The 25,670-nt window shown below is 73.4% G+C and carries 20 protein-coding genes; 8 read left to right on the forward strand and 12 right to left on the reverse strand.

Annotation, left to right across the window (positions count from 1 at the left end):
• The first annotated feature begins 51 nt into the window (after positions 1–51).
• The 4 genes from Q4C85_RS06970 to Q4C85_RS06985 are packed head-to-tail and all read left to right on the forward strand — an operon-like array spanning position 52 to position 5,973.
• Positions 52–1,017 (forward strand): MoxR family ATPase, encoded by a 966-nt coding sequence (locus tag Q4C85_RS06970; RefSeq protein ID WP_303140847.1) that lies wholly within the window; start codon positions 52–54, stop codon positions 1,015–1,017.
• A 5-nt stretch (positions 1,018–1,022) separates the two neighbouring features.
• The gene (locus Q4C85_RS06975; RefSeq protein WP_303140849.1) at positions 1,023–2,282 is read left to right on the forward strand and encodes a DUF58 domain-containing protein; all 1,260 of its coding nucleotides are present in this window, start codon (positions 1,023–1,025) and stop codon (positions 2,280–2,282) included.
• A gap of 14 nt (positions 2,283–2,296) precedes the next feature.
• Positions 2,297–4,618, forward strand: coding sequence for a transglutaminase domain-containing protein (locus Q4C85_RS06980; RefSeq protein WP_303140850.1), 2,322 nt, complete (start codon positions 2,297–2,299; stop codon positions 4,616–4,618).
• Positions 4,615–5,973: an RDD family protein gene (locus Q4C85_RS06985; protein WP_303140851.1), complete on the forward strand. Its 1,359-nt coding sequence runs from the start codon at positions 4,615–4,617 to the stop codon at positions 5,971–5,973. Before Q4C85_RS06980 ends, Q4C85_RS06985 begins: the two co-directional genes overlap by 4 nt.
• 86 nt (positions 5,974–6,059) lie before the next feature.
• Here the strand turns inward: Q4C85_RS06985 and Q4C85_RS06990 are convergent, their stop codons facing one another.
• From Q4C85_RS06990 to Q4C85_RS07000, 3 genes are all read right to left on the reverse strand, one after another.
• Positions 6,060–7,520 carry a serine/threonine-protein kinase gene (locus Q4C85_RS06990; protein ID WP_303140852.1) on the reverse strand — a complete coding sequence of 487 codons (1,461 nt, stop codon included), beginning with the start codon at positions 7,518–7,520 and terminating at the stop codon, positions 6,060–6,062.
• Entirely contained in the window at positions 7,517–8,908 is a 1,392-nt protein-coding gene (locus Q4C85_RS06995; protein WP_303140854.1) for an FHA domain-containing protein, read from the reverse strand. The genes Q4C85_RS06990 and Q4C85_RS06995 overlap by 4 nt, the downstream gene beginning before the upstream one ends.
• A gap of 107 nt (positions 8,909–9,015) precedes the next feature.
• The gene (locus Q4C85_RS07000) at positions 9,016–9,744 is read right to left on the reverse strand and encodes an FHA domain-containing protein (protein WP_303140856.1); all 729 of its coding nucleotides are present in this window, start codon (positions 9,742–9,744) and stop codon (positions 9,016–9,018) included.
• An 85-nt stretch (positions 9,745–9,829) separates the two neighbouring features.
• Between Q4C85_RS07000 and Q4C85_RS07005 the strand changes: the two genes are divergently transcribed.
• Positions 9,830–10,396 (forward strand): hypothetical protein, encoded by a 567-nt coding sequence (locus Q4C85_RS07005; RefSeq protein WP_303140858.1) that lies wholly within the window; start codon positions 9,830–9,832, stop codon positions 10,394–10,396.
• 616 nt (positions 10,397–11,012) lie between these two features.
• Here the strand turns inward: Q4C85_RS07005 and Q4C85_RS07010 are convergent.
• The 7 genes from Q4C85_RS07010 to metG form a co-directional block, all read right to left on the reverse strand.
• Positions 11,013–12,812 (reverse strand): ABC-F family ATP-binding cassette domain-containing protein, encoded by a 1,800-nt coding sequence (locus Q4C85_RS07010; protein WP_303140859.1) that lies wholly within the window; start codon positions 12,810–12,812, stop codon positions 11,013–11,015.
• Positions 12,813–12,900: 88 nt separating this feature from the next.
• Positions 12,901–13,869 (reverse strand): 4-(cytidine 5'-diphospho)-2-C-methyl-D-erythritol kinase, encoded by a 969-nt coding sequence (locus Q4C85_RS07015; RefSeq protein ID WP_303140862.1) that lies wholly within the window; start codon positions 13,867–13,869, stop codon positions 12,901–12,903.
• Entirely contained in the window at positions 13,866–14,810 is a 945-nt protein-coding gene (gene rsmA, locus Q4C85_RS07020) for a 16S rRNA (adenine(1518)-N(6)/adenine(1519)-N(6))-dimethyltransferase RsmA (RefSeq protein WP_303140864.1), read from the reverse strand. Before rsmA ends, Q4C85_RS07015 begins: the two co-directional genes overlap by 4 nt.
• A gap of 123 nt (positions 14,811–14,933) precedes the next feature.
• Positions 14,934–15,758 (reverse strand): resuscitation-promoting factor, encoded by an 825-nt coding sequence (locus Q4C85_RS07025; protein ID WP_303140865.1) that lies wholly within the window; start codon positions 15,756–15,758, stop codon positions 14,934–14,936.
• A 329-nt stretch (positions 15,759–16,087) separates the two neighbouring features.
• Positions 16,088–17,032 carry a G5 domain-containing protein gene (locus Q4C85_RS07030; RefSeq protein ID WP_303140867.1) on the reverse strand — a complete coding sequence of 315 codons (945 nt, stop codon included), beginning with the start codon at positions 17,030–17,032 and terminating at the stop codon, positions 16,088–16,090.
• Positions 17,033–17,103: 71 nt separating this feature from the next.
• Positions 17,104–18,021 carry a TatD family hydrolase gene (locus Q4C85_RS07035; RefSeq protein WP_303140869.1) on the reverse strand — a complete coding sequence of 306 codons (918 nt, stop codon included), beginning with the start codon at positions 18,019–18,021 and terminating at the stop codon, positions 17,104–17,106.
• Positions 18,018–19,868: a methionine--tRNA ligase gene (metG, locus tag Q4C85_RS07040; protein WP_303140871.1), complete on the reverse strand. Its 1,851-nt coding sequence runs from the start codon at positions 19,866–19,868 to the stop codon at positions 18,018–18,020. Before metG ends, Q4C85_RS07035 begins: the two co-directional genes overlap by 4 nt.
• A gap of 151 nt (positions 19,869–20,019) precedes the next feature.
• Here metG and Q4C85_RS07045 point away from each other — a divergent pair, with 151 nt between their 5' ends.
• Positions 20,020–20,793, forward strand: a complete 774-nt coding sequence (locus tag Q4C85_RS07045) for a hypothetical protein (protein ID WP_303140873.1) — start codon at positions 20,020–20,022, stop codon at positions 20,791–20,793.
• 352 nt (positions 20,794–21,145) lie between these two features.
• Entirely contained in the window at positions 21,146–21,553 is a 408-nt protein-coding gene (locus tag Q4C85_RS07050) for a hypothetical protein (RefSeq protein WP_303140875.1), read from the forward strand.
• 63 nt (positions 21,554–21,616) lie between these two features.
• Here Q4C85_RS07050 and Q4C85_RS07055 read toward each other — a convergent pair whose 3' ends face one another.
• Together Q4C85_RS07055 and rsmI are read right to left on the reverse strand one after the other, a co-directional pair.
• A complete protein-coding gene (locus Q4C85_RS07055; RefSeq protein WP_303140877.1) occupies positions 21,617–22,234 on the reverse strand; it encodes an isochorismatase family protein in 618 nt (205 codons plus the stop codon).
• Between the two features lie 4 nt (positions 22,235–22,238).
• Complete coding sequence (gene rsmI / locus Q4C85_RS07060) at positions 22,239–23,144, reverse strand: 16S rRNA (cytidine(1402)-2'-O)-methyltransferase (RefSeq protein WP_303140879.1); 906 nt, start codon at positions 23,142–23,144, stop codon at positions 22,239–22,241.
• Between the two features lie 443 nt (positions 23,145–23,587).
• On the opposite strand from rsmI, the gene Q4C85_RS07065 reads away from it, so the two are divergent.
• On the forward strand, positions 23,588–25,306 hold the full coding sequence (locus tag Q4C85_RS07065) for a dolichyl-phosphate-mannose--protein mannosyltransferase (RefSeq protein ID WP_303140885.1): 1,719 nt from the start codon (positions 23,588–23,590) through the stop codon (positions 25,304–25,306).
• The last annotated feature ends 364 nt before the right edge of the window (positions 25,307–25,670 follow it).

The following is a 25,670-nucleotide window of genomic DNA, read 5'->3' on the forward strand; positions in this document are numbered from 1 at the left end:
TGCGGTGCACGGACCCTCCGCACGCCGTCAACCGAAATGAGCCCCCTACCCATGTCCATGACTCAGGAGAACGCGACCTGGTTCGCCGAGACCTTCACGCGGATCGTCGACAACGTCGGCCAGGCCCTCCTGGGGAAGCAGGACGTCATCCGGCTCGCCCTGACCACCATGCTCGCCGAGGGGCACCTGCTGCTCGAGGACGCCCCGGGCACCGGCAAGACCGCGCTGGCCCGGGCGCTGGCCGCCACGGTCCAGGGCACCCACTCGCGCATCCAGTTCACCCCGGACCTGCTGCCCAGCGACATCACCGGCGTGACGATCTATGACCAGCGGACCGGGACGTGGGACTTCCACGCCGGACCCGTCTTCGCCTCGGTGGTGCTGGCCGACGAGATCAACCGGGCCAGCCCCAAGACCCAGTCGGCCCTCCTGGAGGTCATGGAGGAGTCCCAGGTGACCGTCGACGGGGTGCGCCACGCGGCGGGCCGGCCCTTCATGGTCATCGCCACCCAGAACCCCGTCGAGCAGGCCGGCACCTACCGTCTGCCCGAGGCCCAGCTCGACCGCTTCCTCATCAAGACCTCCATCGGCCACCCCGACCGCAGCGCCCTGACCCAGATCCTGGCGGGATCGGCCAGCCCCGACCGGTCCAAGGCGCTGGGCACGGTCATCACCTCCTCGGCCATCGCCTCGATGGCCGACCTGGCCTCCTCCAACCATGTCGAGGACGCGATCCTGGACTACATCGGGGCCCTGGTCGAGGCCACCCGCGAGTCCCCCGACACGCGTCTGGGGGTCTCGACCCGCGGGGCCATCGCCATGACGCGGGCGGCCCGGGTGTGGGCCGCGGCCCAGGGCCGCCCCTATGTCCTGCCCGACGACGTCAAGGAGCTCGCAGAGGTCGTGTGGGCCCACCGCCTCGTCATGGACCCCGACGCCGAGTTCTCCGGGGCGACCCCCCGCGGCGTCATCACCCGGGCGCTGGCCGACTGCCCCGCCCCGACCAAGCGGCTGTAGGACACATGCCCGCCCCGACCTCCACGCCCCCCGCCCGGGCCGCCGCCGGGGCGCCGACGCGCCCCGGTGCCCAGGCACCCGGGGCGTCCTCCCGTCCCGCCCCGATGGTGCGCGCGCTGCGCGGGGCCCTGGCCATGGTCACCCGCACGGGCTGGGTGTGCCTGGCCCTGCTGGCCTGCTGCCTGGCCGCGGGCCTGCGCCTGGGCTGGCAGGAGGCGTGGAGCGCGGCGGCGGTGCTGGGACTGGTCGTCCTGACCGCCTGGCCCTGGCTCGTGGGCCGGGGCGGGCACGGGGTCGCCCACGTCCTGGACGAGCCGCGGGTGACCGTGGGCGACAACACCGCCATCCACCTGGTCGTGACCAACCCGACCGGACGGGTCCTCCTGCCGGCGCGCATGGAGATGCCGGTCGGGCCGGCCAACGCCGTCTTCGCCGTGCCCACCCTGCGGCCCGGCGCCACCCACCGTCGTGGCTTCGTGCTGCCCACGGCCCGGCGCGGGGTGGTGACGGTCGGCCCCGTGGTCTCGGTACGCTCCGACCCCGTCGGGCTCGTGCGGCGCGAGCAGACCCGCACCAAGGCCCAGCCGGTCCACATCCACCCGCGCACCGTGCGCCTGGGCGCCGAGCTGCGCGGCATCATGCGCGACGTCGAGGGCGCGGTCACCCAGGAGCTGTCCAGCTCGGACGTGTCCTTCCACGCCCTGCGCGACTACATCCCCGGCGACGACCGTCGCAACGTCCACTGGCGCACGACCGCCCGCACCGGCCGTCTCATGGTCCGCCAGTTCGAGGAGACCCACCGCTCCAGCCTCCTGGTCGTCCTGGACACCCGCTCCCAGGACTACGAGTCCGACGAGGACTTCGAGACGGCGGTGTCGGTGGCCTGCTCCCTCGGGCTCAACGCCATCGCGCACGGGCGGGAGGTGGCCGTGGTCACCCAGCGAGAGTCCCTGCCCACGGCCACCGCCCTGCGTCTGCTGGACGCCTCCTGCCTGCTCGAGCCCGGGGAGGCCGACGGGCCCGACGAGCTCGCCCGGCAGGCCTGCGCCCGCCACCCCGAGGCCTCGGTCATCATCGTCGTCACCGGCCAGCTGACCGAGGGTCCGGTCCTGTCCCGGGTGCGCACGACCACCCCGGTCGACACCGTCGCCCTGGCCCTGCGCTGCGGGTCCCGGCCGCGCGGGCGGCAGGCGCTGGGCTCCCTGACCGTCTACGACCTCGACCGGCTTGAGGCCCTGCCCATGGTCATGCGCAGGGCGGTGTGAGCACGATGGACCCCATGACCACCCCTCGCCCCGCCCGCGTCGAGGCGGTGACCGCGCGCCGCCGCCGTCCCGGGCGCTCCCGGCTGACCGAGCGCCGGCTGTGGACCGACCTCGTCCTCGTCTCGGCCCTGGCCCTGGCGGGCACGGTGCTGTTCTTCCCGCTCTTCGACTCCCCGGTCGGCGTGGTCGTGGCCGCCATCGGGGTGAGCCTGGGCATCGCCACGGGGCTGGTCAGTGCGCGGATGGGCTTGAGCGCGCTGCCGACCCTCGCGGCCACCGGCGCGCTGCACGTGCTTGTGGCCCCCTGGGTCCTGCCGGACGTCGGCGGGGGCCTCGAGGCGGTGCGCACGGTGCTGGCGGCCACGATCACCGTGTGGCGTGACGCCCTGACCCTGCCGCTGCCGCTGACGGCCTTCCCCGCGATGACGGTCCTGCCGTGGCTGGCCGGGCTGGCCACCGGGGTGGTGGCCACACGGGCGGCCGACGCCGGCCGGGTGCACCTGGCCGGGCTGACGGTCCTGGCCCAGCCGGCGGTGGCCATCGCCTGGGGCGGGCGGACGACCGTGGCGCCCACGGCCCTGGGCGTCACGTTGACCATCGGGGTGCTCGCCCTGTGGGCCCTGGCAGCCCAGCGGGGACGGCGGGACCGGGTGGCCGAGGTGCTCGAGGACGCCGATGCCGGGGTGCGCACCGATGTGCGTCGCTCGGTGCTGCGCAGCGCCGCCCTGCTGGCGGCCACCGGGCTGGTCGTGGCCCTGGCCGTGCCCGCGGCGCCGCACGCCCGCACCGTTTTGCGGGACCTGTTCGAGCCGCCCCTGGACCTCACCGAGTACGCCACCCCCCTGTCTCTCGTGCGCACCCTGGAGACCGACCTCGCCTCGACCCCGCTCCTGCGGCTGACCGGGCTGCCCGAGGGCGCCCGGATCCGCCTGGCGGCCCTCGACTCCTACGACGGGCTGTCGGCCCGGGTGGGGCAGAGCTCGGAGGGGGCCGCCCGCTTCCAACGGGTGGGACGCGACACCCCCCTGGCACCGGGGGTCGATGCCTCGGGGGCCACGAGCGTGGAGATCGCCGTGGAGGGCTACACCTTCCCGTGGGTTCCCACTGTCTCGGACGCCCTGAGTGTCGCCGCCCAGGGTCCGCGCTCGACGGCGATCTCCGAGAGCCTGTACTACGACACCTTCTCCTCGACGGGCATCGCGACCGCGGGGCTGACCGACGGTGACCGGCTCACCGAGCAGGTGGCCGTCCCACCCGTGCTGTCCGACACCCAGCTCGCGGGCCTGGAGATCGCCGAGGTCTCCCTGGGTCCGGTCCAGGACGTGCCGGCCGGCGTGGAGTCCCTGGCCACGACGCTGGCGGACGCGGAGTCGACCCCGCTGGGGCAGATCCGCGCCCTTCAGCAGGCCCTGCGCACCGGCTACTACTCCGATGGCACGAAGAGCCCTTCCGAGCCGGGCCACGGGGCGGCACGGCTGGCCTCGATGGTCGAGGCCGATACCCTCGTGGGGGACGACGAGCAGTACGCCGTGCTCATGATGCTCATGTGCCGGTCCCTGGGGATCCCCGCGCGGGTCGTCATGGGCTTCGAGCCGGCGACCGACTCCCGCGCCGAGGACGTCACCGGCGAGGACGTGAGCGCCTGGGTCGAGGTGGCCTTCGAGAACGCCGGCTGGGTAGCCTTCGACGTCACCCCCGAGCGCGACCAGGTGCCCCAGCAGCAGACGACGCAGAAGGTCTCCAACCCCGAGCCGCAGGTGCTTCAGCCCCCGCTGCCGCTGCAGGACCCCGTCGAGCTGCCGCCCACCTATGAGGACGAGCCCCAGGAGGACCCGGAGGACGACACCGGCGTGGTCCCCATGGTCCTGCTCATCGCCCTGCGCACGATCGCTGCCATCGCGGCGCCGGTGGTGCTCATCCTGGCGCTCAAGGCGCTGCGGCGGCGACGACGACGGGGCCGGCAGGGCGTCGACTCCGCCCTGGGCGCCTGGGAGGAGGTCGTCGACCGGGCCACCGACCTGGGCAGCTCAGCCCCCGCGGGGGCGACCCGACGGGAGACCGCCGCAGCGCTGGGGCCCAACTTCCCCACGGCCGACCTGCCGCGCTTCGGCAGGGCGGTTGACGCCCAGGTATTCGGTTCGGGGGAGCCCGCGTCGTACGCTGTGGACAGGATCTGGGAGTCCGTCGACGCGATCATCCCTGCGATGGCTGCCGACCGCTCGCTGGTACGGCGGGCCGCGGCCCGCCTGTCGATGCGGTCCCTGATCCGCTCCGCCGGGCGCCGCACCCGGCGCAAGCCGTCGTCTCGTCCCACACCGAGGAGGACACACCCGTGACGTCCACCGCACCCCTGCAGCCCGGCAGTGCGGTCGGCCGCGCGTTGAGCGCTGCTCCGGCCTCCATCACCCACCGCGTCCTGGCCGGGGTCATCGACCTGGCGGTGTACGCCCTCCTGTGGGGTGCCCTGTTCGCTGTGGCACGGGTCGCCGGCATGGGCGGGGTCCTGGGTGCGGCGGCCGCGGCCCTCGTCGTCCTCCTCCCCCGCGAGCTCGTCCTGGCCCGCACCGGATGGAGCCTGGGCGGCCGGCTCCTCAAGGTGCGACTCATCGACGCCGACACGGGACGGGCGCCGATGACCCGCCTGTTCATCCACGCCGACCTGCTGCTCATCACCCTCCTGCCGACCCTGGGCCTGGGCGCGGTGCTGCTCATGCGGGCGGCGGCGAAGGACCCGCACGGGCAGGGGTGGCACGACCGTCTGGCGGGGATGCGTGCCATCACGACCGCCGGCCCCACGCTGCCGGCCGACTCCCCCTGGCGTGCGCGCTCCGAGGCGCCCGAGACGGCGACGCCGCGCAGCCCCGAGGTCGGAGCGGCAAGCGCTGCGGGCCCGCCGCCAGCCGAGGGGCTCTTCCCCGACGACCGCTTCGCCTTCTCCCCCGACGAGGTCCGGCCCGACATCGCCCACACCTTCGACACCGCGGCGGTCTCGGGCGCTCAGCCGCAGGCCAGCCCTCAGGCCATCATCGACTCCGTCCCGTGGTCGGCGGTGCCCACCCACCTCGACTCCCCGACCGCCGACGAGCCCGATGTCACCCGTTTCCCCACCTGGGCGGCGACCTCGCCCGGGCCGGTGCGTAGCGCCGTGTCCCCCGTCTCGGGCCAGGTCCCCACCCAGCCCTCGAGCGCCCCACCCCGGCCGCCGGGCTCACCGGCGCACGCGGCGCCGACGACCTCAACGATCCCGGTGCCGGTGACGCCGACGAGCAAACGGCTCGTCGAGCTGAGCACCGGGGCGACCCCGGCGGACTCGGTCACGACCCTGCCCCCGGCCCCGGCGATGCGCTCGCGACGCACCGCCCGGCTGCGCATCCGGCTCGTGCCGGTCATCGGGGGCGACCCGGTGCCGTTGACCGGGCCGACCGTCGTGGGGCGCGACCCGCAGAACATCTCCGACTACCCCGACGCCGACCGGGTCAGCCTGCCCGACGCCACCCGGTCGATCTCCAAGACCCACGCTGCCGTCGCCCCGGTGCCGGGGGGCGTGTGGGTGACCGACCTGCACTCGACCAACGGCACCCGTGTCGAGCAGAAGGAGCGTATCGACGCCGCGGTCCCGGGCGTGCCCTGCCCGGCCCCGGCGGGCTCGGTCGTCGTCCTGGGCCGGGCAGCCTACCGGGTCGAGGCCTGAGCCTTCCGGGCCGGGACAGGCCGCCGGACAATCACCTGTAGGACAGGATCCGGCGGGATCCGGCCGGATCCGGCGGGCCGAGCCGGTCAGGGCGTGTCGACGCAGGAGCGCACGGCGGCCGAGGTCTTGCCGTCTGAGCGTAGCGAGTACACCTCGATGCATGTCGTGCCCTGCCGGGCGGAGACCACCACGGAGGTCTTCTCGGTGCGCTCCAGCGGGACGTCCTCCGAGCCGGCCACGTCCTCGCGGAACAGGTAGCTGCCCTCCCAGCCCTCCTGCGGGGCCGACCAGGTGAAGGTGACTGTTCCGTCCTTGCCCGCCGTGCCCGACAGGTCGCGCGGGGCCGGCACCACCGAGCCCAGGGGGTCGGAGCCGGCGGGCTCGATGGTCGCGAAGGTCGCCTGGGGCCTGGCCTCCTCCGACATCCGTGCCGCGACGATCGCCCCGGTGACGACGAGGACCGCCACGAGCCCCGAGAAGAGGCCCAGCAGGAGCCGGCGGCGCCCCCAGCGGCGCTCGCCCGAGGTGTCGACCTCCTGGTCCTGGGCCTCCAGGCGCTCCGCCGCACGGGGATGGATGACCGCTGCGGGCTCGACGGCGGAGAAGACGCCCAGGCGCGTGGCCCCCGGGTCGTCAGCCACCGGGTCGACCGGGGCGCCCTGGAGCGCATCGGCCTCCTGATAGAGGTCCGCAGTCGTCGTGGGCAGCCCCAGCTCGCCCTCGACCTGCTGGAGTGCCCGGGCGAAGGCCAGGGCGGAGGGGTAGCGGTGCGCCGGGTCGTTGTCCATGGCGATCCGCAGCACCCGGTACAGCGAGGGCGGCACGTCGGGCCGTCCCAGGGGGGGGAGCGGGTCCTTGACGATCCTGCGGGCCAGGTCGTAGACGTCGTCGGAGGCGCCGGCGATCTCGAAGGGGCTGCGGCCGGTCAGCATCGCATAGGTCGTGGCGGCCAGCGAGTAGACGTCGGAGGCCGGTGAGACGGTCCGCGAGCCCACGAGCTGCTCGGGCGGCGCCCAGGGCACGCTCATGCCCCGCAGCTCGTGGGCCTGGTCGCTCGGCCCGCTCATCACCGAGATCCCGAAGTCCGACAGCACCGGGCGCCGGTAGGAGGTGAACAGGATGTTGGCGGGCTTGATGTCGCGGTGGACGATGCCCGCCCGGTGAGCGGTCTCGACGGCACCGGCGATCTGGATGGCCGTGCCCAGGGCCTCGGCGACGTCGAGCGGCCCCTGGCGCAGCATCATGCCGAGCTGGGGCGGCGGGCAGTACTCCATGACGAGGAAGGGCCTCCCGTCCCCGCAGACCCCGGCCCCGTAGATGGACAGGATGGCCGGGTGCGAGGAGACCCGGGCCATGAGGTTGGCCTCCTGCTCGAAGCGGGAGGCCGAGCTGCCGTCGACGTCGGCGTTCATCACCTTGACGGCGACCTCGCGCCGCGGCATGTGCTGCTCGTAGAGGTAGACCCGGGAGTAGCCGCCCGCCCCCAGGTCCCGCAGGTGCGTGTAGCCGGCTATCTCCGGAGGGGGCGTCTGGCGCGACGAGCTCACGGAAGGTCCTCGAGCACGAGCGACTGGCCGTCGCCCAGGTCGAGGATGTCACCGTTGGTGAGCAGGACCGCCTCGGTTCCCGCCAGCCGCATGGGCGCAGCACCGTCGCGCCGCAGGGTCGTGCCGTTGCTCGTCGACAGACTGCGCGCCAGCACCGACCACTCGTCGAGCTCGATGAGCAGGTGGTTGCGGGAGATGAGCAGCTCGGGGCTCGGCACGGTCACGAGCGCGGGGGTGACGCCCGCGAGCTGGGACACCTCCTGGGGCTCGGGCTGGCGCCCGACGAGCACGGGCCGGTCGAGCTCGACACTGCCCCCGGCCGACACGAGCACGTGGCCCAGCGGCGGGCAGGGGATGAGACGGGCGGGCTGGGACAGCTCGGCGCCGCAGGTGCGGCAGTGCACGTAGTTGGTGGGGTTGGCGTGGCCGTCGGGGCACATGACCGACAGGGCCATCCGCGCCTCGGCCTGAGAGGTCTCGGGGGCCGCGTCCTCGACAACCATGCCGCCGAGCTCGTCAACCAGGTCCTCGGGCAGCGCGGCCAGAGTCCACCCGTCGTGATCGCCGGGGCGCTCCTCCTGCACCGGCTCGGAGGGCTCGACCGCTCCGGGCGGGACGGCCGGGATCTCCCCAGTGGCCGGAGCGGCGCCCTCCGGGGAGACCGCGACCCCGGCCGGCACGACCGCCGGAGACGGCACCGCCGGCACCGGTGCCGGCTCGGGGGCCGCCACTGGCTCGGGAGCCGGTGCCGGGGAGGAGGCGGGGGATGGCACGGGAGCCGACTGGATGAGCAGGGAGGGGACGGGGCTGGGCACGGAGGCGTTGCGCGAGCGGCGCAGGCGGGTGGCGGGCGCCTGGGGGGCCCGGGGCACCGCCGTGCCGAGACCCTCGACCGGGGTGGGCACGGCCCCGGCGCCCGTAGGGGACGGGGCGGGGCGCACCGGGGCGCCCAGGTGCACGCGGGAGACGCGCAGGATCGCGTCCACGGCGGGGCGCAGGACCTGGCCGGCGTCCTCCGGGGCGGACAGCGTCACCGACCCAGGGGTGGAGATGAAGGCCTCCCGCCAGGTCGACACGGCGATGGCGTCCATCTGCTCGCCGTCGACCTGGAGGACGGGTGCGCCGCGCACGGCGGCGCTCACGCCCCGGGCGCCCAGGATGACTAGGGCGAAGTCGGGGATACGGGCCAGGTGCCCGCCGGCCCCCCTGACCAGCCGGTCGAGGACCTCGGTCAGGCTCGGCCCCGGGGTGCGCAGGAGCGTCCACAGCTCCTCGACGGTGGTCTCGGGGACCTCGGCGGGCAGCAGGATGGCGCCGTAGGGCGTCACGGCACCCGCCCACGTGCCCTCGGCCCACAGCGGCGTCGTGGCGCTCAGCGAATCAGACATGCGTACTCCTCGTTCAGGGCGCGTGGCCTGCTCAGGGTCCTGCATCGGGCCCGCACCCGCGCCCGGCTCCCCGCCCGCGTCCGGGGTCGGGGAGCCGTGGGTGCTGCTCATTGGATCAGGCACATCGCCTCCCCGAAGTATACCTTTCGGCCCCGCTCCACCGTCCGGGCGGAACCGGGATCGAGGCGGTGAACGCCGTGGCCGTCCTCGACGTGGGTGCCGTTGGTCGACCCCAGGTCGGTGACGAGCAGGCCCTCGTCGGTGGGCTGGAGCAGGGCGTGGGTCTTGGACACCGAGGGCTCGTCCTCCAGGACGGCGACGAGACGGACGTCGCCGACCTCCTCGACCGCCTCAGGAGCCCGGCCCAGGACGAGACCGCCGACGACCGGGACCACCCGCTCCCCCAGGCTCAGGGTGTAGACCGCCTGGCTCGGGCGGGCGTTCATGACCACGGTGGTGCCCGCCAGGCGGTCGAACCAGGCCTGGCGCCATGACCCTTTGTCGGCCCTGGCGACCATGACCACGGGCACGACACCGAAGGAGGCGGCCGCCGCAACTGCGATGAGCCCGGCACGCAGCACCGCCGCCCACCCCGGCATGGCATCGCGCTGGGTGAGGCGGCGCAGGCGCAGCCCCGCGACTGCACCCCCCGGGCCGGCACCGATGACGGCCTGCAGGGTGACGATGCCTGCGGCGACCGCCAGGGACAGGAACGCACCGAGGACACGGTCCCCCGGCAGGAGACCCGTGACGGTGATGATAAGCACGTCGAAACCCCCGGCGAGCAGCCGACGTGCAGGCGAGGCGGGAAGTTCCAGGGGGGCACTCAAGGGCACAGGTGAAGCATAGACGCGGATGGATCGCCTATAGTCACTCATACTCGCTGACCGGTCACACAGGCGCAGTCATAAGGAGCCCGCGATGCAGATCGCCGTCACGCCCGATCCCGCGCTGTGGGTGGTCGTTCCCGAGTTCCCGCCGCCGGGCTGGGCCCGGGAGGAGGCCCGCGCGCGCAGCGTCCAGCTCGACATCACCGGGCCACAGTGGCGCACCGAGTTCGAGACCCTCCTCGAGAGGCTGAGGCGCACCGAGCGCACCTCCTCACTGGCCCGTCTCCTCCACGTGGGCGACGGGGCGCGCCATGTCTTCGCCGTTGACGTCAGCCTCGAGCCCACGCCCGACGACGGATCGAAGGAGGGGCGCCACTCCACCCAGCTGGCGCTGTTGTCGGGAATGCTGCCCGGCACGAGGGCCGAGCGCCTGCGCCCCAACCCGGGGACCGCGGGCTTCTGGGCGGCCACGGGTGCGCCGTCCTCCGGTGGGCCGTCACGGCCCAGTGCGATGGTCGTCCTGCGCAAGGCCGGCCTGCCCATCGTCCAGGTCGACGTCATCATGCAGGTGTGGGGGGCGCCGGCCTCCGAGATCGTGCCGGTCATCAACCACGTCATCGACCTGGCCGACCGGGTCGGCCCCGCCGACGCCACCTAAGGCGGCGCCGTGACGGTGTCAGGGCCCCAACCGCTCTCCACGGGGCTCCCGCCACAAGGGCGAGGTCGTCACCGCACCTGCGTCTCGACCTGCTCCCGCCGGGTAGGGTCGCCGGTCCGGCGCCGGGCGGGGGTCGCTCCAGGTCTCGACGGTCACGTGATGCACACCATAGGGGCCTGGTGGGCGAGGCGCCCCGCGGAGAAACCGCGGAATCCCGCCAGATTCCTCAACCGGTCGCGGCGGCCGCGGCGCCGGTGAAGGCCAACAATGTGCACCGAGGTGCTCGGCACACATTTCAACGTGCGCCGGCTGCGACAAAACGATCATAAAATGGCTGGATCTCAACGATTCACCTCCGTCGCCACCGGCAAGAAGGTGCAAGGCACCTCTCCGCGCCCACACACCCGCACACCCCAGGGCACACGATGCTCCTCGGCGGTCACCCGGGCCGGTCACCGCCTCCACGCACGTGCCGACGCCACCGTGGCCATGCTCCTCCAACCGGTCCTCGACTGGGGCGCAGTGGAGGACCGCCTAGGACAGGCCCGCCTTCCCGCACCACTCCAACGATCCACAGCCCTCGACCCTCACACCCTGGCGAGAAAGGCTCAATCATCTAGTCGATCAGGTCGGAGAGCTCCAGCCAGCGTTCTTCGAGCTCGGCCGTCTCCGCCTCGACGGCGCGGAGGTTGCCCGCCAAGGTCTGTAGCCCCTCGTAGTCGCCCTGGTCGTGGTCGGCCATGGACTGGTGCAGGGTCTTGACCTCGGCGTGGAGCTTGTCGAGACGGCGTTCGATCGAGGCGATCTCCTTGTGCACGGCCCGACGCTCGGCACCGGACATGCCGGGAGCACCGGCTTCGCCGGCGCCATCGCTGGGCGAGGACGCCTGGCCGCCCGGACGCCGGCTGGGCTGCTCGCGCCGCAGTGTCAGGTACTCGTCCACCCCGCCAGGCAGGTGCCGCAAGCCTCCGTCGAGGATGGCGTACTGCTGGTCGGTCACCCGCTCGAGCATGTAGCGGTCGTGGGAGACCACGACGAGCGTCCCCGGCCAGGAGTCGAGCAGGTCCTCCATCGCGGCCAGCATGTCGGCGTCGACATCGTTGGCGGGCTCGTCCAGGGCGATGACATTGGGCTCGCCGAGCAGCAGGAGCAGCAGCTGCAGGCGCCGCTTCTGCCCCCCGGAGAGCTCGGCGACCGTCGTCGACAGGTGCGCGCGGGCGAAGCCGAGGCGCTCGAGCAGCTGGGCCGGGGTGAGCTCCTTGCCGTCGACCGTGAAGGTGGCCTGGGTGCGCGCCAAGACCTCGCGCACCCGGTCGCCGCCGATGTCGGCCAGCTGGGAGAACTGCTGGTCGAGCAGTCCGAGCCGCACCGTCTTGCCGCGCCTGACCCGGCCGGAGGTGGGTGGCACGGTTCCGGCGATGAGACCCAGGAGCGTCGACTTGCCGGTGCCGTTGGCCCCGAGGATGCCGGTCCGTTCACCGGGGGCGAGGCGCCACGTCACGTCGCGCAGCACCTCGCGCTCGCCGTAGCGCACGCCGGCGCCTTCGAGGTCGACGACCTGCTTGCCCAGGCGGGCCACGGCGAGGCGTTGCAGCTCGATGGGGTTGCGCACCGGCGGCACGTCGGCGATGAGCCTGTTGGCGGCCTCGATGCGGAACCTCGGCTTGGAGGTGCGGGCGGGCGCGCCGCGGCGCAGCCAGGCCAGCTCCTTGCGCATGAGGTTCTGCCGCTTGGCCTCGGTGGCGGCGTTGATCCGGTCCCGTTCGACCCGTTGCAGCACGTAGGCGGCGTACCCGCCCTCGAAGGGCTCGACGGTCCCGTCGTGGACCTCCCAGGTCTCGGTGCAGACCTCGTCGAGGAACCAGCGGTCGTGGGTGACCACGAGCAGGCCGCCGGCGTTGTTGGCCCAGCGGCTCCGCAGGTGCCCGGCGAGCCAGTCGATGCCCTCGACGTCGAGGTGGTTGGTCGGCTCATCGAGGGCGATGACGTCCCACTGGCCGATGAGCAGCGCGGCGAGCGCGACCCGCCGGCGCTGGCCGCCGCTCAGCTCGCCGATCCTGGCCTCCCACGGCAGGTCGGCGACGAGCCCGCCGATCACCTCCCGGATCCCCGCGTCACCGGCCCACTCGTGCTCGGGCCGGTCACCGACGATCGCCTGGCCGACCGTCGCGGCCGGGTCGAGGTCCTCGGACTGGGACAGCACCCCGAAGCGCACGCCGCCGCGCCGGGTCACCCGCCCCGCATGCGGGGCGACCAGGCCGCTGAGCACCCCCAGCAGGGTCGACTTGCCGTCGCCGTTGCGGCCCACGATCCCGACGCGGTCGCCCTCCTCGATCCCGACGGTGACCGAGTCGAGGACCACCCGCGCCGGGTACTCCACGTGCAGGGCCTCGCCGACGACCAGTGGCGCCGCCACTACCGCCCACCTGCCTTGGGCGAGCGGTGGCGGCCGGGCACGGCCCCTCGAGCCCCCGGGGCGCCCGCCGGGCCCGCGACGCCCACCATCAGCCCACCACCCGTGCGCCGGCGACGGGAGCGTCGGCCCGCAGGGTGCTCGCCACGTGCTCGCAGTCCTCCAGGGCACGGCAGACCCGGACGGCGGTGGCGGAGTCGGGCACGAGGGCGGCGACGGTGGGTCCCGAGCCCGAGACAATGGCCCGCAGGGCGCCGGCGGACTCGGCCACGGCGATGACCTCGGCGAGCCCGGGGCGCAGGGACAGTGCCGCGGGGGCCAGGTCGTTGTGGAGGTAGGCGGCCACGGCGCCCGGGTCCCCCGAGCGCAGGGCGTTGGTCAGCCCCTCCGGCACCTCGGCGGTGGTCGGCGCGACGGCACGGGGCATCTGGTCGAAGCGGGCGAAGACGGCCGGTGTCGACAGCCCGGTGGGCGCCAGGGCGAAGACCCAGTGGTAGGTGCCGCGCGTCATGAGCGGGGTGAGGCGGTCGCCCCGCCCGTGCCCGACGGCGGTCGAGCCCAGCAGGGGGAAGGGGACGTCGGCTCCCAGGCGGGAGGCGAGCTCGATGAGCTCGCCCTGGTCGAGCTCGGTGCCCCACAGGATGTTGCAGGCCAGGAGGGCGGCGGCGGCGTCGGCCGACCCGCCGGCCATGCCACCGGCCACCGGGACGCGCTTGCGCACGAGCAGGTCGACGCCCTCCTCGACGCCGGTGGCCTCGGCCAGCAGCAGCGCGGCGCGCACCGCCAGGTTGGACTCGTCGGTGGGCACGGCGTCGTCGGACTCCTCGAGGCTGAGCGTGACGGCGCCACGGGCGTCGCGGGCCTGGCGCCGGGCGGTGACGGTCTCGACGACCCGCACCGCCTGGAAGACGGTGGTCAGCGGGTGGTAGCCATCCGCGCCGGGGGCACCGACCGACAGGAAGAGGTTGACCTTGCCGGGGGCCTCGACCCGCACCGAGGTCGCTGAGCCCGAGCGCTGCGGCGAGGCCTGGCCGCCGGGAACGGCGTGCAGGTGGTTCATCGGTCCTCCCGGGGTGGTCGTGCGGTCTGTGACAGGTGGCCTGCAGCCGCGAAGGCCTGGGCCAGGTCGACGAAGGAGCGGATGTCGAGCCTCTCACCGCGCTCGCCGGGGTCGATGCCGGCCGCGCGGATCGCCTCCTCGGCGGGGCCGGGGCCGCCGGCCAGCGGGGCCAGCGCCTTGCGCAAGGTCTTGCGGCGCTGGGCGAAGGCGGCGTCGATGACGGCGAAGACCTGGCGGCGGGTGGCCCAGGTCGGCGGGGGCTCGTGGCGGGTCAGCTCGACGAGGGCGGAGTCGACATGGGGCACCGGCCAGAAGACGGTGCGCCCGATGGTGATCGTGCGCCGGGCACGGGCGTACCAGGCGGCCTTGGCGCTGGGGGCGCCGTAGGTCCGCGAGCCCGGGGGCGCGGCCAGGCGGTCGGCGACCTCCGCCTGGACCATGACCGTGGCCCGCTCGAGGGAGGGCAGGGCCTCCAGGAGGGTGAGAAGGACCGGCACCGCCACGTTGTAGGGGAGGTTGGCCACGAGCATCGTGGGGGCCGCCCCCGGTCCCGGCTCCAGCGCCTGGGGGCCGTCGATGCTCAGGGCGTCGGCCTCGATGACTGTCAGGCGGCCGGAGGCCGGCGGCATGCGGGCGCCGACGGTGGCCGGCAGGGCGCGGGCGAGGACCGGGTCGATCTCGACGGCGGTGACCGAGGCGCCGGCCTCGAGCAGGGCCAGGGTCAGCGAGCCCAGGCCCGGGCCCACCTCGAGCACTGAGGCGCCGGGCCCGACCCCCGCCGAGCGCACGATGCGGCGCACGGTGCCGGCGTCGTGGACGAAGTTCTGCCCCAGCGTCTTGGTGGGACGCACGTCCAGGGCCGCGCACAGGGCGCGGATATCCGCCGGGCCGAGCAGGCCGGGGTCGGCTCGGCCCGACCGGGTCGAGGAGGAGTCGGGCATGACGACAGAGTAGCGGCAGGGGCCGTCATCAACACCGACGGCGGGCCCTCCCCCGGTCCTGCGGCGCTCGGATGGCTCCCCCGAGCGAGGAGGCCGCCGGCCAGCGGGGCGGTAACAAGGCGGTTACAGCAGGCCGAGCTTGGCGGCGCAGGCGGGCCACTGGCCCCAGCCGGACTGGGCCTGGAGCTTTTGCGCCATCGCGGTCTGGGTGGCGGCATCCGCCTCGTGGGGGTAGCCGGTCCCGCCCATCGCGCGCCAGGTGCTCAGCGAGAACTGGTAGAGGCCGTAGTAGCCGTTGCCGGTGTTGGCCGCCGGGTTGTTGCCGGACTCGCACTGGGCGAGCTTCTGCCACACCGAGCCGTCGGTCACGCCGCCGGAGGTCGTCGGCGTCGTGCCCGTCGAGGACCCGCTGCCCGAGGAGGTCTCGGAGGTGGAGGTGTCCGCGGACTCCGTCGGGGCGGCGGTGCCGGTGCCCACGAGGACGACCTCGTCGACCTTGGCGGTCACGACCACGGTCGAGACGGTCTCCCGGGAGACCTCCTGGTCCCCGCTGCGGGTGACCTGATAGGTCGTACGGGTCAGGCCGTCGACGCCCTCGGTGGCGACCTTCCTCTCACCGGCGGGCAGCTCGTCGGTCTCCTGCTCGACCGTGCCATGGGCCTCGGCGGTCTCCTCGACCTCGGTGGTCACGGTCAGCGCCTCGCCCTGGACCGCCAGTCCCGCCGCCGCGGTGGCGTCGGCGCTTGGGGAGGCACCGATGGCCTCGATGCGCACCTGCGACTCGCTGATGGGGGCGACGTCCTGGTCGGCGGCGCGCACCGCCGCGTAGGCACCGCCGGAGACCGCCAGCGACAGTGCGGCGGCGACGGCGCCGGCGCGGGCGACCGCCGGGGTCAGGCGGCGGCGCTCGGGCGCCGCGGCGAGCTCGGTGTCAGGGGTGCGTCCCACGATGAGGCATCCTTCCGTTGGCAAAGCGGCCGCCACCGTAGCCCAGGCCGCATAGTCCCGGCAATGGGATTGCTCACGATTCGGCCCTGCGACGAACCCGCTGGCCTACGGCGCGCACAGCCGGCGCACAGGACGGGCGCGCCAGGGACCGGCGTCGGCCGCGCTCCAGGAGCCGGCCCGCTCGGCCGGGGCGGACGGCAGTACCCGCGGTGGCGGGCCGCGGTGGGACACAGGGACGTCAGAACCAGGGGATGACGGCGGGCGCGGGCAGTGCCGCGCCCACAACGCGCGACCCGGTCACCGGGCCGCGGCGGGGAGCGCCGGCGGGGTCAGTACCAGCCGACGGACTCGGAGTGCGCCCAGGCGTTGCAGGGGCTACCGTAGCGCTCCGCGATGTAGCCCAGGCCCCAGGTGATCTGGGTGGTCGGGTTGGTCGCCCAGTCGCCGGCCACCGAGCCCATCTTGGAGCCGGGCAGCGCCTGGGGGATGCCGTAGGCGCCCGAGGAGGGGTTCTGCGCCTGGTAGTTCCAGTTCGACTCCCGCTCCCACAGGCTGTCGAGGCAGGAGAACTGCGAGTCGTCCCAGCCGTGGGAGGCCATCATCGACTGGGCGATGCTCTTGGCCGAGGCGGCCGTCGTGCCGTCGCCCGAGGCGGTGGCCGTCGAGGAGCTGGTGGCCGTCGAGGAGGTGTCGGCGGTGCCGGTGCCCACGAGGACGACCTCGTCGACCTTGGCGGTCACGACCACGGTCGAGACGGTCTCCCGGGAGACCTCCTGGTCCCCGCTGCGGGTGACCTGATAGGTCGTACGGGTCAGGCCGTCGACGCCCTCGGTGGCGACCTTCCTCTCACCAGCGGGCAGCTCGTCGGTCTCCTGCTCGACCGTGCCATGGGCCTCCGTGGTCTCCTCGACCTCGGTGCTCACTGTCGTGGCCTCGCCGCCGACGGTCAGGCCCTCGGAGCCGGCCTCCTCAGTGGCGGATTCCCCGGCCTGTGCGCCGATGGCGTCGAGCAGGACGCGCTCCTCGCTCAGGGGCTGGACGTCCTGGCCGCCCATCTGGGTGGCGGCGTAGGCGCCGCCGGAGACGGCCAGCGACAGGGCCGCGGCGACGCCTCCCGCACGGTAGACCACTGGTCCCACGGAGGTCCGGGCCGGACCCTCGGCGCGACGGCGGCCGGAGGGGGCGGAGGACGTGCTGCTCAGGCTCTTCGAGGCAAGGGCCCCGAGCTCGACGAGCGTGGTGCTCAAGGAGCTGGATTGGCTGTGACGACCCACTGTTCGATGTCCTAACGATCGGCGACTGCCAGCACGCTAACCGACTTCTGGACGAGGCGCCATGCATTCGATCACATCCAGTTCCCGTAGACCTCCTCGGTGGTGGCCTGCAGACGGGTGCACATCGTCTCGAGGTCCACCCCCCTCAGCTCGGCCAGGAACCGCACGGTCACGCCCATGAGGTAGGAGGCGTTGGGGTGTCCCCTCCACGGGTGGGCGGGCAGATAGGGGGCGTCGGTCTCCGCCAGGAGCAGATCGTCGGGCACGAGGGCCAGCGCCTCGCGCAGGGCCCGGTTGGCCGGGTAGGTGACCGGGCCGGCCACCGAGGCGTACCAGCCGTGCTCGGCGCAGGCCTCGGCCAGGTCGGCCCCTCCGGAGAAGCAGTGGAAGACGGTGCGCTCGGGGGCGCCGTCGGCCAGGAGCACCTCGAGGCAGTCGGCGTGGGCCTCGCGGTCGTGGATCTGCAGGGGCAGGTCGAGCTCCTTGGCCAGGGCGATGTGCTCGCGCAGGGCGCCGCGCTGGACGCGCGCGCCCTCGGGCCCTGTGCGGAACAGGTCCATGCCGCTCTCCCCCACGGCGACGACGACGTCGCGGTTGCCCCGCACGAGGGCCTCCAGCCGGCTCATGGCCTCCTCGAGGGGCTCGCCGTGGTGCTCGTCGACCGCCGGGGGCAGGCCGTCGGGGCCGACCTCGCGCACGCCGGCGTGGAGGACGGCCTCGTTGGGGTGGACGGCCAGGGCCACGCGCACGCCCGGCAGGCGGCGCGCCAGCTCGATGGAGCCCTCCCAGGTCGGGGTCTCGCAGGCCGAGGTGATGACCCGTGTGACACCGAGCCCGGCGGCGCGCTCGACGAGCTCGGCCGCGGTCAGCGGCTCGCGTGAGCCCGGTCCCGTGGCCGGCAGGTCCGGCACCGGCAGGTGGGTGTGGTTGTCGGTGACGGGCAGCGGCAGGGCCGCGAGCGCCTCGAGGGGCGGCCAGCCGCGGCTCACGGCTGGGAGGCCTCGCCGTCGACGAGGGCGGCGTAGCGGGCCAGCTCCTCATCGACGATGGCCTCGTCGAGCTTGACGAAGACCGGGGAGGGCTTGGCCACCGGCGTGCCGACGACCACCTCGTGACGGCCCCAGGTCGGGGCGGTCGTGTAGTCCCCCGTGATGACCGGGTAGCCGGTGCGTCCGGTGAAGGTCTCGGGCAGCACCTCGGCGTCGAGCTCGTCGACCTCCTCGATGCGCGGCATCGGGGCGATGCGTCCGGCGCCCCCCATGACCCGGTCGACCTCGTTGGCCGCGTGGGGCAGGAAGGGGGAGAGCATGAGGTTGAGATCGGTCACCGCCTGGGCGAGGGTGTGCAGGACCGTCGATAGGCGCAGCCACGGGGCCGAGCCCTCCTCGCCCTTGAGCTTGAAGGGCTCGGTGTCGGCGATGTACTTGTTGGCCTCGCCCACCAGCCGCATCGCCTCGGCGAGGGCCGCCTTCTGGCGGTGCTGGGCGATGAGCCCGCCGACGACCTCGAAGCCGGCCTCGATGGAGTCCAGGAGGGCGTTGTCGATCTCCTCGCGCCGGCCGGGGGCGGGCACGCCCCCGAAGCGCTTGTGGATCATGGTGGCGGTGCGGTTGACGAGGTTGCCCCAGCCGGCGACGAGCTCGCCGTTGGTGCGCCGCACGAACTCCGCCCACGTGAAGTCGGCGTCAGCCGTCTCCGGGCCGGCGGCGCAGATGAAGTAGCGCAGGGCGTCGGCCTGGTAGCGGGACAGGAAGTCGCGCACGTAGATGACGATGCCGTGGCTGGAGGAGAACTTCTTGCCCTCCATGGTGAGGAACTCGCTGGAGACCACCTCGGTGGGCAGGTTGAGCACGCCCATCGACCCCGGCGCGCCGTCACGGGCGCCCTGGCCGTTGTGTCCCAGCAGCTCGGCGGGCCAGATCTGGGAGTGGAAGACGATGTTGTCCTTGCCCATGAAGTAGTAGGACAGCGCCTCGGGGTCGTTCCACCAGGCGCGCCAGGCCTCGGGGTCGCCGCTGCGGCGGGCCCACTCGATGGAGGCCGACAGGTAGCCGATGACGGCGTCGAACCACACGTACAGGCGCTTGGAGGGCTGGTCCTCCCAACCGGGCACGGGGATGCCCCAGTCAATGTCGCGGGTCATGGCGCGCGGGCGGATCTCCTCCAGGAGGTTCTGGGAGAAGCGGATGACGTTGGGGCGCCAGGTCCCGGACTCCTCGCGCTCGTCGAGCCAGGCGCCCAGGGACTCGGCCAGGGCCGGCAGGTCGAGGAACCAGTGGGTCGATTCCACGAACTCGGGGGTCTCGCCGTTGATCCGTGAGCGCGGCGAGATGAGGTCGGTGGGGTCGAGCTGGTTGCCGCAGGCGTCGCACTGGTCGCCGCGGGCGCGGTCGTTGCCGCAGATCGGGCAGGTCCCCTCGATGTAGCGGTCCGGCAGTGTCCGTCCGGTGGAGGGGCTGATCGCCGAGCGGGTGACCTGCTGGATCATGTAGCCGTTGTCGCGCACGGTGCGGAACATGTCCCGCACGACGGCGTAGTGGTTGCCCGCCGTTGTGCGGGTGAACAGGTCGTAGGACAGGCCCAGGGCCACGAGGTCCTCGACGATGAGCCGGTTGTTGCGGTCGGCGAGCTCGCGGGCGCTGATGCCCTCCTCGTCGGCGGCCACGAGGATCGGGGTGCCGTGCTCGTCGGTGCCCGAGACCATGAGGACGTCATGGCCCGCCATACGCATGTAGCGGGAGAACACGTCGGAGGGCACGCCGAAGCCGGCGACATGACCGATGTGGCGCGGCCCGTTGGCATAAGGCCAGGCGACCGCGGACAGGATGTGGCTCATGGGGCCACCTTAACCGCTCCTCGATCGGTGTCATGCCCCGCGTCGTGGCCGACCTGCGGCGGGCACCGTATCGTGTGCCCCGGCGCCCGGACCATCTCGGCACGGGGACCACGACCCACTGCAGACCCACTGCACATCTCGAGGAGCGACCATGTCCTACCCACCGGTTCCCGGCCCGTCCTCGGCGCCGGACCCCTACGCCGGCGCGACCTCCCAGCCCGCTGCCGGCTCAGGCGGGTACCCGTGGGCGCAGGGCGACTCCTTCCAGCAGTCCTACGCGCCCGGGACGCCTTACGCCCAATCGCCCTACTCCCCCCAGGCGCCCTACTCCCCTCAGGCGCTGGTCCCGCCCGCTGGGATGCCCAAGGGGGTCAAGGGTCCGGTCATCCTGCTCGTGGCCGGGATCGTCGTGTGTGTCCTGGCCGTCGGCGTCCTCGTCGTGTCCTTCGCCGGGATGCTCCAGACGGCGGGGTCGATGTCGGCCCTGCCATCCAACGGGTCGGCGACGGCGGAGCTGACGGCCGGGGAGGACTACGGCATCTACAGCGAGGTCTATCCCGCCTGCACCGTCGTGGATCCCGAGGGCACCGAGCTCGAGCTGACCATCCCGACGTGGTCGGTCACGGTCAACGAGCTCGGGCTGGTCGCCTCCTTCACCCCGAGCGTCTCCGGTCCGCACACGATCACCTGTTCCTCCGCCGACCAGGGCGACCTGGCGGTGGGCTCGTTGTTCGACGAGAGGATGGTCATCACCACGAGCCTGGCGGCGATCATCGGTGTGGTGCTCCTGTTCGTCGGGTTGCCGGTGCTCGTGGCGGGCGTCATCTGGCTCGCCCTGCGCAGGTCGAGCAACAAGAGACTCGCCCAGGCTCGCGTCGCCGCGCAGTACGCGAGCCAGGGGCCCGGCCAGTGGCCGACGGTATGAGGGGGTAGGAGCAGCACCTGTCGGCACAGGACCCGCCGATGGCAGGTGCGGCAGGCGGCCGCCCCCGTGTGCCGGGGCTGCGCCGTGCGACCGTGGTCTTCGCGGTCGGGCTGTTCCTGCTCATTGGTGGGGTGGCGGGCGTTGTCGCCTCCCTGGAGATCAGCGACCGGGTGGAGACGACGGCGGTCGAGGTGCCCTATGACGGCAAGGCCGCTTACTACAAGCTTCAGGCGGGCATGGCCTACGGTCTGTACTCCTCTGACGCCGCGCTGAGCTGCTCGGTGTCCGACCCCAGTGGCCGGCCGGTGTCGGTGCGCCAGGACCGGATCGAGACGGGGGGGGAACCCCCCAGGTGCTGGCCTTCAACGCCACGACGGCGGGCACCTACGCGGTGGCCTGCTGGAGCGACGAGCTGGTCTCCATCGACCGGGCCGCGCGGGTCTCCGGTATCGAGAACCATGTCCTGCTGTGGGTCGTCTCCATGGGGGCCATCCCCGTGGGGGTCCTGCTGACGGTCGGCGGGCTGATCGGCATAGGCGTCCTGCGCTCCCGGGCCAAGCGGCGCCTCAACCAGCAATTCGTCCCGGGCCAGGGGCCGGAGGGACCCCCGGGGGTCTCCGCCCCGGGGACGGGGGTGGCGGGGCAGGCCCCGGTGGCCGGGAGTGAGCTGCCGCCTCCCGCCCCTTCCGCCGGACCCTATGGCATCGCGCCCCAGCAGGTCGTCTACCGGCCGGCCCCTCCTCCGCAGGACTCGCACTGAGCGCTCTCGGCCGCCGCTCCCCCGTGGGCACCCTGGGCCGGCCACCCCTCCGCGGTGGTCGCCTCATGCCTCCTGCGAGGCGATGAGCCCCACGCCGGCCCGGCGCAGCGCCTCACGCGCGGCGCGTCCCAGATCGGGGCTGACCGGCGCGGTGAGGTCGGTCAGGACCCGGACGCTGAATCCGCGTGCCACGCCGTCCAGGGCGGTGTCCTTGACGCAGTGGGACTCGGCGAGGCCGACGACGTCGAGTGCGCCGATGCCCGCGGCGCGCAGGACCTCCTCGAGGGGGCTGCCGTCGTCGGTGTGGCCCTCGAAGCCGGAGTAGGCCGCCGTGTACTGGCCCTTGCGCACCCGGGCGTCGATGCTCAGGCCCGCAAGGTCGGGGTGGAGCTCGGCGGCCTCGGTGCCGGCCACGCCGTGGGGCGGCCAGGTGTCGACGTAGTCGGGGGAGGTCGAGAAGTGGTCGCCGGGGTCGATGTGCCAGTCCTGGGTCGTGACGACCAGGGCGTAGTCGGCCCGGTGGTCCCGGGCGTAGTCGGCCACGGCCCGGGCCACGGCGTGGCCGCCCTGGACCCCGAGCTCACCGCCCTCGCAGAAGGTGGGCTGCACGTCGACGATGATGAGTGCCCGCCGGGAGGCGTCCGTGTCCTGCGGCTTGCTCATGGCCTCAGTCCCGTTCATGGGATCAGCCTACTGGGCCGCGCTGGTCGAGGGCCTGGCGGTAGACCTCGTTGGGTCGCAGCCCGGTGTCGGCCGCGACCCGGGCGGCCGCCTCCTTGAGGCGCAGCCCCTGCCCCGCCAGGGCCAGGGCGGCGGCGCCGGCGGTGGCCGGGTCCGCCGCGGGGCCACGGGCGCCGGCCACGACGATGACGACCTCGCCGAGGACCTCCTGCTCGGTGCGCGCGGCCAGGCCGGCCAGGTCCGTGCGCAGCACCTCCTCATGGGTCTTGGTCAGCTCCCGGCACAGGACTGCGGGACGCTCGGCCCCGAAGACCTCGGCCATGTCGGTCACGGTGGCGTGGACGCGTCGGGGGGACTCGAGGAAGACCATCGTGCGGCTCTCCCGGGCGAGCGCCTCGAGTTGGCGGCGCCGCTCACCGGCCTTGCGCGCCACGAAGCCCTCGAAGGTGAAGCGGTCGGTGGCCAGGCCGGACACGCTGAGGGCGGCCAGCACCGCCGACGGGCCGGGCAGGGTCGTCACGGGCACGCCCGCCTCGGCCGCGGCGCGCACGAGGCGGTAGCCCGGGTCGGAGACCCCGGGTGTGCCCGCGTCGGAGACAACGACGACGGCCAGGCCCGCGCGCGCGGCGTCGATGAGCTCAGCGGAGCGCTCGCGCTCGTTGTGCTCGTGCAGGGCGAGGAGGCGTCCTGCCACCCGCAGGCCCATCCGCTGGGCGAGGTTGAGCAGGCGCCGGGTGTCCTCGGCCGCCACGACGTCGGCGTGCTCGAGGGCGGCCCGCAGCCGCGGCGAGGCGTCCCCGATGTTGCCGATCGGTGTGGCGGCCAGGGTGATGGTGCCGCTCGGCGGGGCCGGCGGGGCCGGCGGGTCCTCGGCGCCCGCGGCTTCCGACGCGGCGGTGGGCTCCTTCATGGCCCCAGTATGACGGTCGTCCTAGACTCGCCGCCGTGAGCCCTGACAGCACCGTGCCCGCAGACCGGACCGACGACCTCGAGGACGGCGACATCACCGTGGACGACCAGGAGGAGCATGCGGGTGCCGGAGGTGCCGCAGACGGATCCTCCCCCACCGCTGGGCTCGCGGAGGACGCTCAGCCCGCCGACGCACCCGCTGAGCCCGAGGACGTTGAGCCGGATGAGACGGCCGAGCCCGAGGACGTCGCCACCGGGCAGGACGAGACCACCGCATGGCGGGAGGCCTGGGCCGACGAGGACCCCTATCCCCAACGCGCCGAGGCATCCACCGAGCCCGACGAGCCTGCCGAGCAGGCCGACCACGCCGAGGCCGACGAGGCTGCCGAGAACACCGACGAGAACACCGTCGAGGACTCCACCGGGCAGCCGGCGCCGCGTTCGGTGGACGAGCTGCTCACCTTGATCGGGCTCGTGCCCGCGGGGTGGCGCCTGCCGGAGGCGGTGCGGGTCAACGGCTGGATCGTGACGGCCGCCGTCGCAGCGGTGGCGGCCCTGACCCGCCTGCTCAACCTGAGTCACCCGCGCACGCTCATGTTCGATGAGATCTACTACGCCAAGGACGCCTACGCGCTGTGGCACAACGGGTACGAGTCCTCCTGGTCGGAGGGGGCCGACGAGCTATTCGCCACCGGGGACGTCTCGGCCCTGACCACCGACCCGAGCTATATCGTCCATCCCCAGCTCGGCAAGTGGCTCATCGGGCTGGGGATGGAGGTCTTCGGCGTCAACTCCCTGGGGTGGCGCATCGTGCCGGCCATCGCCGGGATCCTCACCGTCATCGTCCTGACCCGGCTTACCTTGAGGCTGACCCGCTCGCCCCTGCTGGCCGGGCTGGCGGGCCTGCTGCTGGCCATCGACGGGGTGGCGATCACCGAGTCCCGCATCGCCCTGCTCGACGGGTTCATCGGCCTGTTCGGGCTGCTGACGCTCTACTGCCTCGTGCGCGACCGGCAGTGGTCCCGGGCCAGGCTCGCCCGGGACCTGGCCGGGACCCCGCCCAACCACCTGGCACCGCGGGCGCACCTGAGGCCCTGGCTGCTCGCCGCCGGAGTGTGCCTGGGGCTGACCTGCTCGATCAAGTGGTCCGGGCTCTACCTCCTGGCCGCGGTCGGGATCCTCGTCGTCGTGTGGGACACCCTGGCGCTGCGCCGGGTCCGGGCCAAGGCATGGTTCCTCGAGGGCGTCATCGCCCGGGGCTTCGGCGACTTCCTGCGGCTCGTCCCGGTGGCACTGGTCGTCTACGTCGCCGGCTGGTGTTCGTGGTTCGCCCACGACAAGGCCTACAAGCACGGCTGGGCGGCCACCGAGGAAGCGACCCACGGCTCGGTGGCGCGGTCCTGGCTGCCCGACCCTCTCAACGACCTTGTCGAGTATCACCTGACGATGTACGACTTCCACGTCAACCTCTCCTCGGAGCACCCCTACATGGCCAGCCCCTTCGGCTGGCTCCTCCAGCTGCGCCCGACCTCCTTCTACTGGCCGGACGCCGAGACGCTCGAGGGCACGGCCTGCCCCACCGACCACTGCATCCAGGCGATCACCTCGATCGGCAACATTGCGGTGTGGTGGGCGGCGCTGCCCGCGCTGGTCCTGGCCGTGGCCGGGCTGGCGTGGCGCCGACGGGACTGGCGCGTGTGGGTCCCGCTCATCGCCTACGTCGGTCTTTACCTGCCCTGGTTCGGCTACCTGGATCGGACAATCTTCACTTTCTACACGGTCGCCTTCGCCCCGGCGGTCGTCCTCGTGCTCACCCTGGTCCTGGGCTCGGCCTCGGGCATGCTCCGGCCGGTGCCTGGCGGCCGGGAGGCCCGCGAAGAGGCCCGGCTGCTTGAAGGCGGACTCATCGGCGAGGGCAAGGCGCACCCTCGCGGGCCGATCGCCGGCTACCTCGGATTCGGACAGCACCCCACCCGCCTGAGGATCCCGGAAGCGTGGTCGGGGGTGCCGCCCTGGCGCATCCACACCGAGGGAATTGTGCTGACGGCGGTCATTGTCGCGGCCGCCCTCGTGTTCGCCGCCCTGTGGTGGCCCATCTGGACCGGTCAGACGGTCACCTACGAGTTCTGGCACTGGCACATGCTCCTGCCCTCGTGGATCTGAGGACCGGGGACATCATGATGTGGCCCGGTGCGGCCCGGCGCCTCCCGGCCTGACCTCGGTCCAGCAGTCGCCCGGCTCAGCGCCCGGTGAGCCTCGCCAGGGCCTGCCAGAGCCACCAGATACGAGTGGATGTCATCCGCCACAGGAGGACGGAGCCAAGAACGCCCATCAGCGTGCCGACCACGGCCTGGACAAGGATGTCATCGACCCCGAGTCGAGTCAAACCGACCCTGGTCGCGGCCAGGGCGTCACGGATCCGTGCGTATCCTGCATGAGTCAGGGCGGCTCCCGCGACAAAGAAGATGGACAGTCTGGGAAACACCTGTCAGGCCCGGGTCGACGTGGTGTCGGTCCGGGCCTGACT

It is taken from the genome of Actinomyces sp., assembly GCF_030524025.1.
GTDB lineage: Bacteria > Actinomycetota > Actinomycetes > Actinomycetales > Actinomycetaceae > Actinomyces.